The following is a 16,794-nucleotide window of genomic DNA, read 5'->3' as shown; positions in this document are numbered from 1 at the left end:
TCGGGTCTTAAAAATCAGCGTGGCCGGACAGCCGCGCGACCACGCGCAGGTCCGGGCCGACTATCTCGACCGATTGGAATGCCATGTCGGTTCCGTCGGATAGCTTGGACAATGCCACCCGGTGCGCAATGCCCAATCCAGGCCCCAACAATTTGGGGGCCAGATAAAGCAGCACATCGTCCACCAACCCCGCTTGCAGTAGCGCGCCATTCAACTGGCTGCCCGCTTCCACATGCACTTCATTCATTTGCAGGCGACCCAGATCCAACATCAGGGCAGCCAGGTCGATGTGCCCTTCCGCATTGGGCAAATGCAGCACGGTGACACCTCGTGAGGCGAGTAACGCCTCCTTTTCAGGGTTTTGGATGGCCGTGTAAATAAAAACCCGGCGCTCGGCTTTGAAAATGGCCGCGTGCAATGGCACCCTCAACTGACTGTCCAACAAAATCAGGTCAGGTTGGCGAAGAGTCTCGACCCCCCGGACATCCAGCCGTGGATCATCCGCCAGAACGGTGCCGATGCCAGTCAACACCGCACACGCCCGCGCACGCCAAGCATGGCCATCGGAGCGCGCCAAGGGCGACGTGATCCATTGGCTTTCACCTCCATGCAAGGCCGTCAAGCCATCCAGAGAGGCAGCTGCCTTCATGCGAACCCAGGGGCGTCGGCGGATCATGCGGCTGAAAAAGCCCAGGTTTAACTCGCGGGATGCTTGCGATTCAAGGCCCACGTCTACTTCCACGCCACGCTCGCGCAATCTGCTCACCCCTTGCCCCGCCACCATGGGATTGGGATCGGTGATAGAGGCAAACACCTTGCTCAATCCCGCGTCAGCCAAAGCATCGCAGCACGGACCGGTTCTCCCATGATGCGAACAGGGCTCCAAAGTGACATAGGCAGTGGCCCCTTCTACCGACAACCCACGCCCATGGGCATCGCGCAGCGCCATGATTTCAGCGTGCGCCTGACCTGCCGGCTGTGTAGATCCTTCGCCCAGCACCGTGCCAGAAGCATTGACGATCACGCAGCCGACTCGTGGATTGGGCGAGGTTCGAAAGAGGCCTTGCTGCGCCAGCTCCAATGCCCTCCTCATGAAATTTGACTCTGCTGACTTGTTCATACGGCGTGAGAAAACTCCAGTCTTGGATGCCACGGTTGGCGGACAGCCGCCCATTCTGCCGCCAAACGGTCAGCCTTATGGAGCCAACGGCACAGGAGGGGCGGGCGAACTGAAGGAGACTTCCGTAACATTCGCACATGACATTCTCTGCCCTGTTACCACCGTCCAGGTTGGCCGCCAAAACCCTTTCCTGTCCACGACCTATCAGGCAATCCCGGGGCTTCACCTTGGTTGAAGTCTTGGTCGCGATCATGGTGCTGTCTTTCGGCATGCTGGGCTTGGTTGGCATGCAGGCTTTCGCCCTTCAATCCAATAGAGAGGCTCGACTGCAAGCACAAGCAGCGATGTTGGCAAGAGAGTTGGCGGAGATGATGCGGGGCAATAAAGAAATCGGTGTAAAGACAACAACTGCCGATAACCCGTATCTTGTTTCACTGTCGAGCGGGTCCATGGTGCCAGCCACTCCATCGTATTGCTTGAGCGTGGGCAATGCTTCCACGGGTTGCACATCAGCGACTGATATTGCCAATGCCGAGATGACGGATTGGCTCGCCCGGGTAGACAACACCCTGCCAGGAGCTCGCGTAGTTATCTGTTTTGACAGTGCTCCGTACAACAGCAATGGAATACCCCAGTGGGCCTGTACCTCATCCGGAGCCACTGCGAATGAGATCGCCGTGATAAAAATTGGATGGACTCGCAATTCCACTGATAGAAGTAAAACTGGAAACGACGTATTGGAGCAGGCCAGTAGCTCAGGAAGCGTTCCCTACATTATTTTCCCAGTGACCAGTGGCAATGCCAGTTCAATATGAAAAAAAACAACTACATGCCACATTATTTGGCAACCAAGGGGCAGCAAAGGGGCTTAACCCTTATCGAACTGATGGTGGCAATGGTCATCAGCTTACTGATTGTGCTGGTCGCAGTAGCAGCATTGGTCGTTTCGAGGCAGGGCTTCAGCAGCGTGGATGCAGCGTCACAACTTCGAGACAACAGCAGATTTGCCGTCGATCTGATTCAACGCTTGGGCGTACAGGCGGGATATAAGGATGTGAGAGACGCGGCCACTCCAGTACCCAATAGTACTGCTGGCATTGAATCGAATCCACCGCCAAACATTTACGGTATCAATAACCAAAAACGCAGTGAAACCGACGCATGGGATGAAAGCTCCAATTGGGGCTCAGGCGTAGGTGCAGGCAGTGATATTCTGGTGTTGAGAAATCAAACCAGCCAACTGGTGCCGACAGCCACGACTTCCGATCAAACCATGATTGATTGCATGGGGGTGGCACCGTCAGCGGTACCCGTTGATCGATATGACCGCATATTGAGCATATTGCACGTTGGTATCGGACAAGACGGCGAGCCGTCTCTCATGTGCACCCATATTGGTTCAACCGGTTCTCTGGAAGCGGAGCCTTTGATCAGGGGCGTGGAAAACTTTCAGGTGCTTTACGGGGTTGATGGTATCGGCCCGAACAACGCCACTTTGCCGGCAAGTGCAGCAAGTTCACCAGAAAATGGGCCTGAGCGTTATTTAAGGGCCGACCAGATCACCAACACGTCAAATGCGGCCGTCAGCTATTCCAATTGGCGACGCGTCAGGAGCCTGCGCATCGGCATGGTTATCAGAGGCCCCAGCGGCTCGGCTATTGACAAGAGCTCTCAAACCCTCTATCCGCTGGGTATTGCCAAAGGTTCCAGTTCTGGCGCGATAGGCAGTGGCCTGGCAGACGCCACCAATGATCCAGGCACCGTTTTCACGTCATCCGATGGAAGATTGCGACAAACCGTTACATTCACGGTACACCTGCGCAACTATCAACAAGACAATTAGCATGCTGAAATTCCAAGATTTATCTGTGAAATTCGCAGTTTTACCCCGGGCTTCAAAAGAACAAGGAGCGTCATTAATTGTAGTGATGCTGTTGCTGGTGATTGTTTCCATATTGGGAATATCAGGAGTGCAGATTTCGATGATGGCGGAGCGCGGCACCCGAAATGATCGAGATACTCAAATTGCTTGGCAATCCACCGAAGCTGCATTGATGGATGCGGAATTTGACATCCTGGGACAACCTGCGAGCTCTTCCACCAAAAGAAATAGCATCTTCAAACGAGGCAGTACAGATATTGCGCAGTTTGTTCAGGACTGCGGTACATCTGGCAACACGATTGGGTTATGCGCCCTCAATGCCACGGGTAAGCCGGCTTGGTTGGCCGTGGACTTCACGAATACATCAAACAATGCGCCTACCACTGTATTCGGAACCTATACAGGACGGACATTTCCATCTGGAAATGCAGGAATTCAGCCCGCTCAACCTCCGCGCTATGTGATAGAGCCAATTCCCGATCCCTCTATGTCTCGCACAAAAGATCCAAGAGACGTCAAGTATATTTACAGAATCACTGCCATGGGCTTTGGTCCGAATGCGGATACTCAAACAGTATCGCAAGTAATTTTCAGAAATTGAAGAGGACTATATGAACAACTCTGATACCTCCAGGACTGCTGCAGCAATAAAAATAATTGCAGGCTGCAAAGAGAGCATTAAAAAATCGTCTTCTGCGAAGTGGATTGCATTGGCAGCCGTGCCAATCATGGCAACCATTTCATTTGTTGCATTCAGCGCAGGCACTGCGCCCTCCATACCTGCAATCAATATTTCCGCAGATCCACTCTACGCAGCAGCGGCAGTGGACAAGCCCACTTTGGCTCTGGCTTTATCCGTTGAATATCCCACAGTAGGCTCACAATACCCATCAGGGGGCGCCACAGACAATACTTATTCCAATTTAAATGAGTATTTGGGATATTATGACGCGGAAAGTTGCTATGTATACAACGATTCTCCATCGGAAACACCTGCAAGCGGCTTGACAACAGCAGACTACAAGCGTTTCGATCGCAGCGGTGCTGCAACCGCACGGAAGTGCACCAATGCCTTCAGCGGCAATTTTTTGAACTGGGCCAGCAGTTCAGCCATTGATATGCTCCGCTTGGCATTGTCAGGCGGTGATCGATACATTGATACAGCCACTACCAACTCTTCCCTGACCATACTTCAACGGGCAGTCATTCCCAATGGGGACCCGGTCTGCATGTGGAATACCAGCAATTTTCCGGCCAAGCAACTGCAAAAAAATGGTGGAAGTGCAGGGACTTATTGGGGAGCTGTCCCCACAGCAATGATCACAGCTGCCAACGGAAACGATATATGGGTAGCCAATACCCTGAATAGAATCTATTTTGGCACTTCTAATACCGGAAACTGTTCGACAGGCCCGGCATCATATAAATTGGGCGCGCCAACCGCTAATTCATCCGTGGGACCGGTCAGCGATGCATCAACAGATCGACCCGGCGGTACAACTCAATGCGCCACTGAAAATAATACCTGCAGTTTTACAGGAACGAAAGAGGTTTGGTATGGAGTCAAAGTCAATGGTGTGAATTACTGGAAGGTGGCTCCCGCATCGAATGGCGTGGCTTGTACCAATGACATCTTTGGCGACCCGAAGAGCGGCACTGCTAAACAGTGTTACTACCGAAACTACAGCGGATCGTGGACACCGCCTGTGAACGCAAACTTGAATAGCGATGGCTTTTTCTATGCACGCGTTCAAGTCTGCGATACCACCTCTGGCGTTTTGCAAGACGTGCGTGCTGCATACAATTTGTGCAGGCAGTACCCCAATGGCAATTACAAGCCAACCGGTGTTATTCAGAAATACAGTGATCAGATGCGATTGGCTGCCTTTGGTTATCTTATGGACCAGACGGCAAGCTATAACAACGGCCGCTATGGCGGGGTGCTTCGAGCACCGATGAAATATGTCGGCAGCAAAACTTTCAGCACCACGGGACAGGACAACACCCCCAGCGGCGGGAATCCCAATGCAGAATGGAATGCCAACAACGGAGTATTCCTATCCAATCCCGACAACAATACCAGTCAAACGCCGAACATTAGCGGCGTCATCAACTATCTGAACAAATTTGGCAGAACCGGACCTGTACCTGGTCGCTACAAAATGTATGACCCTGTCGGTGAACTCCATTACGAGACGATCAGATACCTGCAAGGCTTGCAGCCAAGCACCGCTGCGACGAGCAATATTTCATCTGATATGTACGATGGTTATCCGGCTTACTCGACCTGGACCGACCCATATGACAACAGAAGCAATGCATCGGATTATTCTTGCTTGAAAAGCAACGTGGTTGTCATTGGAGACGTGAACACCCATGACGGAAACAGACTGCCAACGCCTGATTTGGCAAATAATATTCCAAACATTAATGCATGGCGTAGCACGGTTCAAGCTTTTGAGCGAAATCAAGCAACGACCTATCAAGATGGTCAAAATGTGACCCGAACCACTGGCAATCCCAATGGGGCCAACGGTAGCGTGCCGAGTGGTACCCAAACCAGCCAGATCATGGGGTCGGCATATTGGTCTCACACGCACGACATTCGTGGAACCGATTGGACCGCAGCCCCTGCAAAACAGCGTCCAGGACTCCGAGTCAAAACGTTCCTTTTCGACGTCAACGAGTACGGGGACCAAAACAACGTCTCAACACGCCGTTTTGCCAATCAGTTTTTCATGGCCTCCAAGTATGGCGGCTTCGAATCGGATCCCAGCAACGCTGCAGCCAGGCCGTATAACACCTATGGCAATCCTTTCAAGCGCCAAGACGGCACCAACGACAACAATGTCTGGCAAAAGCAAAATGATCCTGGCGAGGCTGGCACCTATTACCTTCAAAGTAGTGCACGTGGCGTCCTTTCAGCCTTTGACGATATTTTCAGCAGGGCGTCGACCCAAGCCAGAAGCATCGCAGGCAGTTCAGCCTCTACCACGACCATCAACAGCACGTCGGGAAGCGTCGTGTATTCTGCCAAGTTTGATACGAGTAACTGGAGCGGAGACGTTGTCGCTGAACCTTTGACAGCCTCCGGCACCAGCCTCAACGTTGGTTCTCAGAACTGGAGCGCAGCAGACCGTTTGTCGGTGATGGCTTCGCCCGCTGCCAATCGCAAGATTTTTGTGGGAAATACCGCCGGAAATGCGAATCCAGTGGCGGCGTCATTTACTTGGGCAACGATTGAAAGCGCCTTGCAAGGCTATCTCAATAAAGCAGAACCTACCGCATCTTCAGATGGGCAAGGTTCAGCGCGTGTCAGCTTTTTGAGGGGAGACCGAACCAAGGAAGGTAATCCTTTCCGGGTGCGCAGTTCGTTGCTCGGAGACATCGTCAACTCCAGCGTTGTGTATTCAGGTGCACCTACCGCGGCCTATTCCGGCGCCGGGTATGCTGCCTTCCGGAGTAGCTATAACAATCGCACGCCAGCTGTTTTTGTTGGAGCAAATGACGGCATGCTGCATTCATTCAACGCGGGTACTGGCGACGAATTGTTTGCCTATATTCCCAGCTGGATGGGCCCCAAACTCTCAGCACTGACAAACACGAGCTATGTGACTAACCATCAAAGCTATGTCGATGCGCCACCAGTTGTGGGAGAGGCGCAAGTGGCATTCAATGGCACGGCATCCGATTGGAAAACTGTCCTGGTCTCGGGAACAGGCGGAGGAGGTTCCGGGGTTTTTGCATTGGATGTGTCTGACCCGTCCAATTTTGCTGCCTCCAACGTGATGTGGGAATTCAAGCGTTCCGACGATGCAGATATGGGCCAGGTAATCGGGAAACCGCAGATTCTAAAGCTGAAAACCAGCGGGAGCGCCAGCACCGGCACCTATCGTTGGTTTGCAGTCGTGGCAAGCGGTGCGAACAATTACGTGCCCGATGTCAATGGGGTATTTAGTACGACCGGACAGCCCGCCCTTTTCCTGCTGGCATTGGACAAGCAGCCTGGAACCTCGTGGACTTTGGGAACCAATTATTTCAAGATCTCCTTGCCCATCGATAGCACGCTGAGCTCCACCAAAGCGACGGGGCTTGCCAATTTTCAGCCGCTCTGGGGCAGTGCTGGCGAGGTCACGCAGATCTACATGGGAGACTTTCATGGCAACCTCTGGAAACTTGATTTTTCAAAAAATCTGCCTACCAGCGATTGGAATATGAATAAATTGACGGCATTCAACAAAGGCACTGCAGGGTCGCCTGTGCCCTACCCCTTGTATATTGCCAAAGATTCGAGCAATACCATCCAACCGATTACTGCAGCACCAGCCATATTCTCGGGACCAACAGTATCCGGCTTGGAAACTTTTTATGTCACCTTCGGCACAGGAAAATATCTGGAGACGACAGACAACACGTCGACTGCAACCAACAGTTTCTATGCCGTTTACGACAATGGTCTTACGGCTGCAGACAGTTCCCCTGCGGCGGCAAGTGTCATCAGCGGACGGGCGCGGCTGAAACAAGGCGCCATCAATACCGGCACAAGGGTCATCACGGTGGGTGCATTCAAATGGGGCCGGGCCATGTCGGATACCGATGCAACACAACGTTCTGGGTGGTATTTTGATATGCCGGTTTCTGGAGAAAAATTGGTCAGTGCCATTGGTGACCAAGGCAGCCTTTATGCCACCTTTAATACGATCATTCCTGGCGCCACTGGTGCTACCGGAACTTGCACCAACACGCCCGGAACCAGCAATGCCTATGTGGTCAACATTGGCGATGGCTCAGGGAAATACAACCTTTCGACCGTGGGTCTGTTGGGACCGAGCATGTTCTTCGTGAATGAATCCGAAACGCCGCCCACTCCACTGGACAGCACCGGTCGGGGATGGAGAACCACGACGTTGAGGAGCACAACGATCGGGCAATCCGGCGCCAGCACAAGCACGCAGGTCGTCAGCATCACCGAGGCCGTGGGCCGTCTAAGCTGGCGCCAGATCAACAACTACCAAGACATGAAAAACAAGTGAGTCAAGCTATGAACGCGCAAGCAAACCGAGGGTTCACCCTGATAGAACTCATGATCGTGGTGGCAGTGATTGGCATTCTGGCAGCAGTTGCTTATCCTGCTTACAACGACTCCATTCTGAAAGGCCGGCGAGCGCAAGGGCGGGCCGCCTTGGCAGAGCTTCTTCAGCAGCAGGAGCGATACATGACACAAAATAATTGCTACTTGGCATTCAGCAACAGCAGCGGAACTGTTGCTGCCTTAGCCCCCTCTCCATCCACTGCCTGCGGGGGTGTCACGGCCTCCACGGTTCCCTTTAAAACATTTTCTGGCGATGGAGGCTTGTCTGCGGCGGCATACCTCCTGTCTGCCAGTACATGCCCTGCAACTGGCACCGGGACGTTGCCCATTTCACAATGCGTTAGAGTGATCGCGACTCCAGTAAAGTCAGATCCAGTCGTCGGCAATCTGGAATTAATGAGCAACGGCACAAAAAAAATGCAGCGGCAACACAAGCAATCCCAGGCTTTGCTGGCCATGAGTAAAACATCAAAATCGCAGAATGGCTTTACCCTGATTGAACTGGTAATAACAATGGCCATTGCTGCAATACTGCTTTTGGTGGCCGTGCCAGGGTTCCAGGCCTTTCAGCGGAATTCTCAGCTATCTTCGCTTGCCAACTCTCTTCTGGTAGCCATCAATACTGCAAAAGCAGAGGCAATGAAGCAAAATGCCAGTGCCTATGTCATTCCAGCCAGTGGTGCCGATTGGGGCACCGGTTGGATCGTTTTCGTTGATAAGGATCGCAGCCAGACCTACAGCGAAAGCGGGGATGGAACTGTCATGAAGCAAGAGGCCCCAGCAAGTTATTTCACCATATCGGGAAACGGTACGGCCACTGGCGCCGATCCTTATTTAACATTTGACAGTTCCGGATTTTCTCGAAAAAAAGATGGAAGTTCTCCAGAAAACCTCACCTTGACCATCAAGCGGAATGATGTATCGACGGCCACTCAAAATGAAGAGATGCGAAGAATCATTATTTCGAAGACAGGCAGAGCACGATCTTGCAAACCATCGACCGACTCAAGCTGTACCGCAACGGCTTCGAACTGACCAACTAACCATCCAGCCCACAGCACCGGCACATCCATAAAAACCTCACGAGTGAGACATCCCAGTTTGTATATTTCGCGCGGTATTTCAGCACTCGTCGCATTGCTCTTCATTTCAGGTTGTGCCGGTCTGCCAGATAGAGTCGACCGTCCTGTCTCACGAGCAGAGTTACCTGCCAGCAATACAGTCTTGTCCAAGGTGCTGGAGGATCGCCGCCGCGCTGACCAAGCACGCCACGACTCCGGCTTTCTCCTGCTCAGCGGCCCCCAGGAAGCCTATGGCAGCCGCCTCGCCCTGGTGGAGAACGCACAGAAAACACTGGACCTGCAGTACTACGCCATCCATGCGGATGCCAGCAGCGAGCGGTTGCTGCGCGGCATTGCAGCGGCGGCACGGCGCGGGGTACGTGTTCGCATTCTCCTGGACGACTTTCACAGCACGGGGCGCAATGCCTTGGTCATGGGCATGGCGTTCCAGCCCAATGTGGAAATGCGGATGTTCAACCCGGTCGCTGGGCCGCGTGGTTCGATGCTGGGGCGCTTGTGGGGCTCTGTGACCGATTTTTCCCGGGTGCAGCAACGCATGCACAACAAGCTGTTCATCGCGGACAACGTGATGGGCGTAACGGGCGGGCGCAATCTGGGCGATGCCTATTTCGGCAATGCCGATTCGGGCAACTTCGTGGATCTGGACGTGCTCGCCGTGGGCCCCATCGTCCAGGATCTGTCTCGCAGCTTCGACAGCTACTGGAACAACCAGCGCGCCTACCCCGTGCAGTCGCTCATCACCCAGCAGGAACTGGCAAGGTTGCGCGAACAGACCTCGAAGGCGCCAGCGTCCGAACAGCAGCGACAGGGTGATGGTGACAACAGCAACGCCCCCCCTTCAGGGACGCGCACTGCGGCCTCCGACCGGCGGGATGGGCCCAAGCCGCCGGACGGCGAGCCCCGCCCATCCAGCGATGGACCCACGCAGGCGCAACGTGAGCGCGTCTGGAACGAAAAAGCCATGGACCTCGGTGCGGCAGCCTTCGTCTGGGCGCCGGCCGCCATGCTGGCGGACCAACCCGCGAAGATTCCCGCCGAAGGCGAGCGCGGCATTCCCGTGGGCGACATGAAGCCAGGGGCAGCCGTCGAGGTGAGCGCATCCGGTTCCTATTCCGACAACAACTCGCCCTCTTCCACGACACCGCGGACGCAAGCGCTCCAAGCCTCTGCAGAACATGCAGCGCAAGGAGAAACCGTGGTGGACGGCCTTCTGCAGTTGCTGGCCCAGGCACGGCAGGACCTGCTCATCATTTCGCCTTATTTCGTGCCCGGCGAGGACATGAAGAAGGCGTTTGCCGATGCCGTGGCACGGGGAGTCCGAGTGCGGGTGCTCACCAATTCGCTGGCCTCCAACGATGCGCCGGTTGCCCATGTGGGCTACGCACGGCACCGCGATGAATTGCTGGCCATGGGCGTGCAGCTGTATGAACTGCGCAGCGAGCAGGCAGGCCTCAAGTCGACGTTCGGTTCATCGGGGGCCGCCGCCACGGGCGAGTCCCGGTCGATGCTGCATTCCAAGGTGCTGGTGCTGGACGGCCGGCTGCTGGTGGTGGGTTCGATGAACCTGGATCTGCGCTCCCAGTTGCAGAACACCGAGATTGCCCTGCTGATCCAAAGCCGGGCCCTCTCCCGCATGGCGTCAGAGCAGATCGAAACCGCCATGCGCGAAGGCGCCTGGCGACTGGAGAAGACCGAACAGGGATTGGTTTGGCGAGCCCCCCAGGGCAGCGGCCTCGAAGACGCCACGACGGACCCCGATACTGGTCTGGGACTGCGTTTGCTGCTGAAGCTCCTGGGGCCATTGGCACCGGATCACCTTTTGTAGCGCGAAACAGGCGGCCTGCTTCGCAGGCCCATGCCTCAGGTGCGACCTGACGGAACCGTCTGGTCCGCACTCAGCCGAGGCAGGCCCGCCCTACCCTCAGGGCAAGTTGGTTTCAAGCCGGATCGGGCATCGGCTGCCGGTGCAACCATTGCGTGATGTCTTGTTGATCCGTCATGGTGCGCACCTGTTGGTACGCCGCCTCCCCTTCCGGAAACCGCCGGCGCAGCAGATTGAGCCATTGCTTGAGCCGGCCCGCGCGCTGGCGGGGCTCCAGGTCTTCGCAGACCAGACGCCAGAAATCGGACAGATGCGGCTGCAGCGCCGACCAAGGCAATGCAGGCACGTCGGCGTCGCCTGCGTCCGCCGAGCGGATTGCAAGGGCCAGGCCGGGATCGGCCACCATGCCCCGCCCGAGCATCAGGGCGCTGCATCCCGACACCTCGCGGCAGCGCTGCGCATCGGCCACGGTCCAGATCTCGCCATTGGCCACCACCGGGATGGAGACGGCATCGCGCACAGCGGGGATCTGCTCCCAATAGGCCGGTGGCCGGTAGCCGTCGGCTTTGGTTCGCGCATGCACCACCAATTCGCACGCGCCGCCGGCCTGCATGGCCTGTGCGCATTCGCGGGCCAGGGAGGCATCGTGGTAGCCCAGCCGCATCTTGGCGGACACCGGCAGGTGCGGCGGCACGGCGCGGCGCACCGCCTCGACCACGGCAGCGATGCGCTCCGGCTCCTTGAGCAGCGCCGCACCGCCCCCATGGCGGTTGACCACGTTGGCCGGGCAGCCGAAGTTCAGATCGATCCCCTCGGGTCCCAGTGCCGCCAGGCGCGCCGCGTTCTCGGCCATGCTGACGGGATCGGAGCCCAGCAACTGCGCCCGCACCGGCACGCCCGCCAGCGTCCTGCCGCCATGGCGCAGTTCCGGGAGGTAGCGAAGAAACACCTTGTCGGGCAGCAAGGTGCCGGTGATGCGAATGAACTCCGACACACAGCGGTCCACCCCACCCACGCGGGTGAGCACGTCGCGCAGCACGAAGTCGAGTAGCCCTTCCATGGGCGCGAGCAGCAAGGTCATGGCAGCGTGAATGGGCCTTTGCGCCACCGGCGCCGAGCGCCCATGGCCGTGAATCCGGAATTTCCGATGAAGGTAACGACAAGGAAAAGGACTGCCTGCAGCCCCACGAACGGCCCGGCGCCCGGAAAAACAAAAAGGGCCCGAAGGGCCCTGGCGAGCAGCCGACCGATGGCCGAAGCCACCGAAGCACGCTATTTTAGAAAGTCCCCTTTGGCAGGTCGATGCTCTTGCCGTTGAGCTTGACCTGGCCGGCTTCCATTTTCACCACGCTGGTGAGATTGTCGCCCTCCTGCCGCAGGAACCCGGCCGCCTGGGCCATGCCGATCATGGCGTCCATGTCTTCGCTCTTCATGTCTTTCTTGCCCGCGGCCTCGGCGATGGGCGCAATCCACGCCTTGGGCAAACGCGCGCTGGCATTCAGCATCGAGCCCTTGATCAACGCGGCCTTCCAGCCCGTCTGCGCAACCTCTTCGGCCGAGGGAGCGCGCTGCACTTCGCCACCGTATTCGATCTGCCCCTGCTGGCCTTGGTAGGTGGCCATGAGTTTCATCGAGTAAGCCGGAAGGGCTGCCACCAGGCGGGGAGCGCTCTCTTCCAGCAAAGCCAGAATGCGCTCTTCCGTTTGGGAGGCCGCGCTCGCCAGGCCCTGTGTGCGGTAGGCCTCGATCAGTGCCTGCTGAAAGCGCTTGATCGTTTCCAGGTCGATGCGCTGGAACTTTTCTTCGAAGCCCACCGATTCGAAATTCAGCGGGCCCATGCTGCCCTTGCCGTTGAGCGCAGTGGCGATGCTGATCGTGGCGCCATTGCTTTCGATCGTGGACGACCCGGCCACTTCTTTCAGAGAGAACAGGGACGTTGCCGCGCCGCCTGCGGCCGGGGTGCTGCTGGCGTCCATCTCCGCGAGCCGCACCGTGCCGGTGCCGGGCCCGAAAAGCCACATGCCTTCGATCACTTCGTTTTCAAACGTGCCGTCCATGCCCTTCATGGCCATGGTGATGCGGGCCGCCGGCCTGGCCTCTTCGTCGTCCTCGTCCGGGGTACCGCCGGGCACGCCAACCATCGCGAATTCGGGCCACTGGAAGCTGCCTTTGACGTGCTTGCGGTCCCCGCTGAGGGTCATGTCGGTGACCATGGCTTGCCAACGCAACGTCATCTCCTCGTTGCCGACTTCACCCGCGGGCAACTGGAAATGGAGGTCGTGCCGGCCCGTCAGGTGGTGCACCGTGGTCAGGGTGGGAGCGGTCACCTTGGCCAGGTCCTTGGTGGCCTGCGCGTCCAGCCCCTCCAGCGCAAAGCGCGAATCCACCACGGCGGCCGCCAGGCGGCGGCCCGCCAGCGGGCCATGGTGCACGGTGCTGTTCACGGCCAGGCGCAACGGCGGCGATGGCGGCACATTGGCCTCCACCTGCTCGGTCGTGCGGGGCGGGGTCCACTGCAGCACCAGCTTGGCCTGCGATGAGAAGAAGCCCTTGTGGTATTCCTCGGAAACGATGGCCTCCGGGCCCAGGGCCTGGCGCAGATCGACCAGCGCCTCCTGGTAGCTCGACTGGGCCCGTTGGCCCAGATACCAGGTCGCGCCACCATAGGCCACGACAGCCAGCGCCACGGCGGCGCCTGCAATTGTTTTCTTGTTCATTGGGTGTTCCGTCAGCATGCTTCTCCCCCCTGGGCGAAGCCCGCGAGAATACCACCGGCCTTCGCGGCAAGTTCCGCACCCGGCATCAGAACCGTGGGCATTGGCCGCACGCAGCCGCGTGGCCCTGCTGGCGTCATCGCCACGTCACGGGAGTGCGGTGCAATCAGGCTCCCGCCTGATCTTTGCCCCTTCCATGCTGCTCCTGAGAACCGACAAGGCCCGCCTGGAACTGTCCCCCGGCGTGCGAACACTGAGCCTGCGAGAACGCTCCCTGCTGCTGCTGGCCGATGGCCGGCCGATGAAGGACCTGCAGGCCATGTACAACGGCATCGGCGCCCAGATCGTCGAGCAACTGATGCGCCAGGGTTACCTGGCCAGCCCCAACACAACGCCCGCGCCTTCCACTGCGCCGGCCGCCACGAACGAAGCCCCGGCACCGTCGAACGCCCTGCGTTCGCTGGCCGGCGCCCGCATGTACCTGTTCGACATTTGCGAGCGCATGTTCGCGCGGCGCAATGCCGACCTGGCCCGCAATTTCCATGAAGCGCTGCGCGGTGCGCGCGACCGGGACAGCATGCTGGACGTGAGCGAGGCGCTGCTGGATGAAATCACCTTGCTGGCCGGCCCCGAACGCGCTGCCGCCGTGCGCGAGCGCATGGAGCAACTGCTGCCGGTGTGAAAAGGAAACCGGTGGCGCTTGGCGCAGTGCCTACAGCGCAGCCAGCCGCCAGAGCGAGGTGCGCTCGGCCGAACGTGCGGCATGCAGCGGATCGGTAGCGTCCGCGGCTTTGGGATGGCGGGGCTGCACCTCGTGCCGATCAACCACCCGCAGGCCTGCGCCGGCCACCCATTCGAGCAGTTGGTCACGCGAGCGCAAGCCCAGGTGCTCCGCCAGATCGGACAGGATCAGCCATCCTTCGCCGGCTGGCGCCAGGTGCGCCTTGAGGCCCGACAGAAAGCCGCGCAGCATGCGGCTGTCTTCATCATAGACCGCATGCTCGATGGACGAACTGGCACGCCCCGGCAGCCAGGGCGGGTTGCACACCACCAGCGGCGCCTGGCCCTCGGGAAAGAGATCGGCCTGCACCACCTCGACCTGGGCCGACAGGCCCAGCCGATGGATGTTGTCGCGGGCGCAGGCCAAAGCGCGGGGGTCCTGGTCGGTGGCCACGACGCGGTGCACGCCGCGCCGGGCCAGCACCGCCGCGAGCACGCCCGTTCCGGTGCCGATGTCGAAGGCCAGATCCCTGGCCGGTAGCGGCGCCTGGGCCACCAGGTCCACATACTCCCCGCGCACGGGCGAGAACACGCCGTAGTGCGGATGGATGCGGCGCGGGGCCTGGGGCGTGCCCAGGGCGGGAATCTCCACACCCTTCTTTCGCCACTCGTGTGCCCCGACCAGCCCCAGCATTTCGCGCAGCGACACCACGCAGGCGGTGCCGTCGGCCGGCCCCCAGGCCTCGGCGAATGCCTCTCGCCAATCGGGCGCACGGCGCAACGCGATGGTGCGGTCCCCCTCCACGGGCACGAGCAGCATGCCCAGCGTGCGCGCACGTTGCGCCTGGGCCTGCCGGTGCAGATGGAAGGCCTGCGCAGGGATCGTGCTCTCGGCTGCAGAGCCACCGGCGTGGGCCTTGCGACCGCCCTTGGCCCCTTTGGCCTTGGGCTTCTTGTCCGCGCGGCGCATGAGCGCCTGGAGCAGGTGCCGCGCGTTCTGGAAATCGCCGTGCCACAACAGGCCCGTGCCCTCGCACGCCAGCCGATAGGCGGTGTCGGCCGCGAGCGTGTCGTCGGCCAGCACCACGCGCCGGGGCGCCGCAGCGTTGCTCTCGCTGCGCCAGGGCGCTGAGCGCTCCTCGCCGTGCTCGGTCCAGTGGATCATGAAGGGTGTGCGAAAAGGAAAGTCAGGGGAGGCGGCGGATCAGTTCAAGGGGCGCTTGAGGCGCACTTCCTCGATCTTCACACCGCCGACGACAGCGGTCTTGGCCGTGGACATTTCGCGCTTGAAGCCGGCCAGTTCATGGAAGCGCAGCGCGCGTTCGTTGCGCAGCGGCACCCAGGCGGTGACGTTGGTGCAGCCCTCTTCCTGCAGGCCGTCGCGTGCGGCGTCCCAAAGGGCCACGCCCACGCCCTGGCTCCAGTGGGTGGGGGCGGCGTAGATGGCCCAGATTTCACCGGTGGTGGGGCGCGATTTTTCATCGCGCGAGCGGTCGAAGCCGACGAAGCCGACGATCTTGTCGCCGTCCACGGCCACCTGGACCTGGGGCTCGCAGTACTCGATGGCCTCGCGCCAGTAGGCTTGGCGCTTCTCGACCGAAGAGAGGGATTTCAATTGGTCGTCAGGCAACAAGCCACGGTATACCTCGGCTGCGGAGACGGTATGGATCTGTGCAATGGCTTTGGCATCGCGAAGCGTGGCGGGACGGACCTGGATACTGGACATGGAAAAAAACGGGACGAAAACAGGGGATGAAAAAAACGAAAAGGAGCGGCATTGTCGCCGCAAATGGTTTTTCCACTCCAGCCCCCGGCTGTCCCGGGCCCTGTGCGAGGGCCCCGCGGCGGCTAAAGCCAGCGGCGCAGCAGGCCCATGACGCGGTCGAAACGCGCGCCATACGGCGGGTAGAGCGCCGAGCCCATGGACCAGCGCGATTGCACCAGCACCGACTTCTGGTGGCAAAAGCGCAGAAAGCCCGCCTCGCCGTGGTAGGCGCCCCAGCCACTGTCGCCGACCCCGCCGAACGGCAGGTTGTCGTGCGTGATGTGCATGAGCGTGTCGTTCACCGTGACGCCGCCGCTCACCGTGCGGCGCAGCACATCGTCGCGCACGGCTTCGTTGCGGCCGAACCAGTACAGCGCCAGCGGCCGCGGCCCGGCGTTGATGTGCGCGATGGCGTCGTCCAGCCGCTCGTAGCCCAGCACGGGCAGCCACGGGGGCCGAAGATCGTCTTCCTGCATCACCTGCATGTTCAGCTGGCGTTGAAGACCAGCACCGGCGGCATCTGCCGCCCCACCCCGTCTCCGATGCCCTGCGCGGGCGGTGGCGGGGACCGGGCACGGGGTTCGAGCACCCTGCACG

12 protein-coding genes and 1 pseudogene are annotated in these 16,794 nt (G+C 59.0%); 7 read left to right on the top strand and 6 right to left on the bottom strand.

The genetic code is table 11. The annotated features are described in order from the left end of the window. Nucleotides 1-7: 7 nt before the first annotated feature. Entirely contained in the window at nt 8-1,120 is a 1,113-nt protein-coding gene (gene ribD, locus AC27IQ_RS02930; RefSeq protein ID WP_487088127.1) for a bifunctional diaminohydroxyphosphoribosylaminopyrimidine deaminase/5-amino-6-(5-phosphoribosylamino)uracil reductase RibD, read from the bottom strand. 170 nt (nt 1,121-1,290) lie between these two features. Here ribD and pilV point away from each other — a divergent pair, with 170 nt between their 5' ends. The 6 genes from pilV to AC27IQ_RS02900 all read left to right on the top strand — a co-directional run bounded on the left by pilV (nt 1,291) and on the right by AC27IQ_RS02900 (nt 11,001). Then, on the top strand, nt 1,291-1,935 hold the full coding sequence (gene pilV, locus AC27IQ_RS02925; RefSeq protein WP_487088125.1) for a type IV pilus modification protein PilV: 645 nt from the start codon (nt 1,291-1,293) through the stop codon (nt 1,933-1,935). Continuing rightward, a complete protein-coding gene (locus AC27IQ_RS02920; protein WP_284430094.1) occupies nt 1,932-2,963 on the top strand; it encodes a PilW family protein in 1,032 nt (343 codons plus the stop codon). The genes pilV and AC27IQ_RS02920 overlap by 4 nt, the downstream gene beginning before the upstream one ends. Nucleotide 2,964: 1 nt before the next feature. Continuing rightward, complete coding sequence (locus AC27IQ_RS02915) at nt 2,965-3,603, top strand: pilus assembly PilX family protein (protein WP_487088086.1); 639 nt, start codon at nt 2,965-2,967, stop codon at nt 3,601-3,603. Between the two features lie 10 nt (nt 3,604-3,613). Then, nucleotides 3,614-8,035 (top strand): pilus assembly protein, encoded by a 4,422-nt coding sequence (locus tag AC27IQ_RS02910; RefSeq protein WP_487088084.1) that lies wholly within the window; start codon nt 3,614-3,616, stop codon nt 8,033-8,035. Nucleotides 8,036-8,043: 8 nt separating this feature from the next. Next, nucleotides 8,044-9,129, top strand: a complete 1,086-nt coding sequence (locus AC27IQ_RS02905) for a GspH/FimT family pseudopilin (protein ID WP_487088082.1) — start codon at nt 8,044-8,046, stop codon at nt 9,127-9,129. Nucleotides 9,130-9,195: 66 nt separating this feature from the next. Further along, entirely contained in the window at nt 9,196-11,001 is a 1,806-nt protein-coding gene (locus AC27IQ_RS02900; protein WP_487088123.1) for a phospholipase D family protein, read from the top strand. Nucleotides 11,002-11,113: 112 nt separating this feature from the next. Here the strand turns inward: AC27IQ_RS02900 and AC27IQ_RS02895 are convergent, their stop codons facing one another. Together AC27IQ_RS02895 and AC27IQ_RS02890 are read right to left on the bottom strand one after the other, a co-directional pair. Further along, nucleotides 11,114-12,079 (bottom strand): tRNA dihydrouridine synthase, encoded by a 966-nt coding sequence (locus AC27IQ_RS02895; RefSeq protein ID WP_284430090.1) that lies wholly within the window; start codon nt 12,077-12,079, stop codon nt 11,114-11,116. Between the two features lie 196 nt (nt 12,080-12,275). Beyond that, nucleotides 12,276-13,715 carry a YdgA family protein gene (locus tag AC27IQ_RS02890; RefSeq protein ID WP_487088080.1) on the bottom strand — a complete coding sequence of 480 codons (1,440 nt, stop codon included), beginning with the start codon at nt 13,713-13,715 and terminating at the stop codon, nt 12,276-12,278. Between the two features lie 193 nt (nt 13,716-13,908). Between AC27IQ_RS02890 and AC27IQ_RS02885 the strand changes: the two genes are divergently transcribed. Further along, complete coding sequence (locus AC27IQ_RS02885; RefSeq protein WP_284430088.1) at nt 13,909-14,394, top strand: hypothetical protein; 486 nt, start codon at nt 13,909-13,911, stop codon at nt 14,392-14,394. 30 nt (nt 14,395-14,424) lie between these two features. Here AC27IQ_RS02885 and AC27IQ_RS02880 read toward each other — a convergent pair whose 3' ends face one another. From AC27IQ_RS02880 to AC27IQ_RS02870, 3 genes and pseudogenes are all read right to left on the bottom strand, one after another. Continuing rightward, nucleotides 14,425-15,597, bottom strand: a complete 1,173-nt coding sequence (locus tag AC27IQ_RS02880) for a methyltransferase (protein ID WP_487088077.1) — start codon at nt 15,595-15,597, stop codon at nt 14,425-14,427. A 39-nt stretch (nt 15,598-15,636) separates the two neighbouring features. Continuing rightward, the gene (locus AC27IQ_RS02875; RefSeq protein WP_092744242.1) at nt 15,637-16,158 is read right to left on the bottom strand and encodes a GNAT family N-acetyltransferase; all 522 of its coding nucleotides are present in this window, start codon (nt 16,156-16,158) and stop codon (nt 15,637-15,639) included. 122 nt (nt 16,159-16,280) lie between these two features. Continuing rightward, nucleotides 16,281-16,794: pseudogene (locus AC27IQ_RS02870) on the bottom strand (aldehyde dehydrogenase family protein); the annotation flags it as partial.

The organism is Acidovorax sp. KPB24-07, assembly GCF_057543315.1.
This window is presented reverse-complemented; position numbering and strand designations above follow the sequence as displayed.

Coding starts and splice junctions, on each gene's coding strand:
- ribD (WP_487088127.1), bottom strand. CDS start 1,120: ATGAACAAGTCAGCAGAGTCAAATTTCATGAGGAGGGCATTGGAGCTG.
- AC27IQ_RS02920 (WP_284430094.1), top strand. CDS start 1,932: ATGAAAAAAAACAACTACATGCCACATTATTTGGCAACCAAGGGGCAG.
- AC27IQ_RS02915 (WP_487088086.1), top strand. CDS start 2,965: ATGCTGAAATTCCAAGATTTATCTGTGAAATTCGCAGTTTTACCCCGG.
- AC27IQ_RS02910 (WP_487088084.1), top strand. CDS start 3,614: ATGAACAACTCTGATACCTCCAGGACTGCTGCAGCAATAAAAATAATT.
- AC27IQ_RS02905 (WP_487088082.1), top strand. CDS start 8,044: ATGAACGCGCAAGCAAACCGAGGGTTCACCCTGATAGAACTCATGATC.
- AC27IQ_RS02895 (WP_284430090.1), bottom strand. CDS start 12,079: ATGACCTTGCTGCTCGCGCCCATGGAAGGGCTACTCGACTTCGTGCTG.
- AC27IQ_RS02890 (WP_487088080.1), bottom strand. CDS start 13,715: ATGAACAAGAAAACAATTGCAGGCGCCGCCGTGGCGCTGGCTGTCGTG.
- AC27IQ_RS02885 (WP_284430088.1), top strand. CDS start 13,909: ATGCTGCTCCTGAGAACCGACAAGGCCCGCCTGGAACTGTCCCCCGGC.
- AC27IQ_RS02880 (WP_487088077.1), bottom strand. CDS start 15,597: ATGATCCACTGGACCGAGCACGGCGAGGAGCGCTCAGCGCCCTGGCGC.
- AC27IQ_RS02875 (WP_092744242.1), bottom strand. CDS start 16,158: ATGTCCAGTATCCAGGTCCGTCCCGCCACGCTTCGCGATGCCAAAGCC.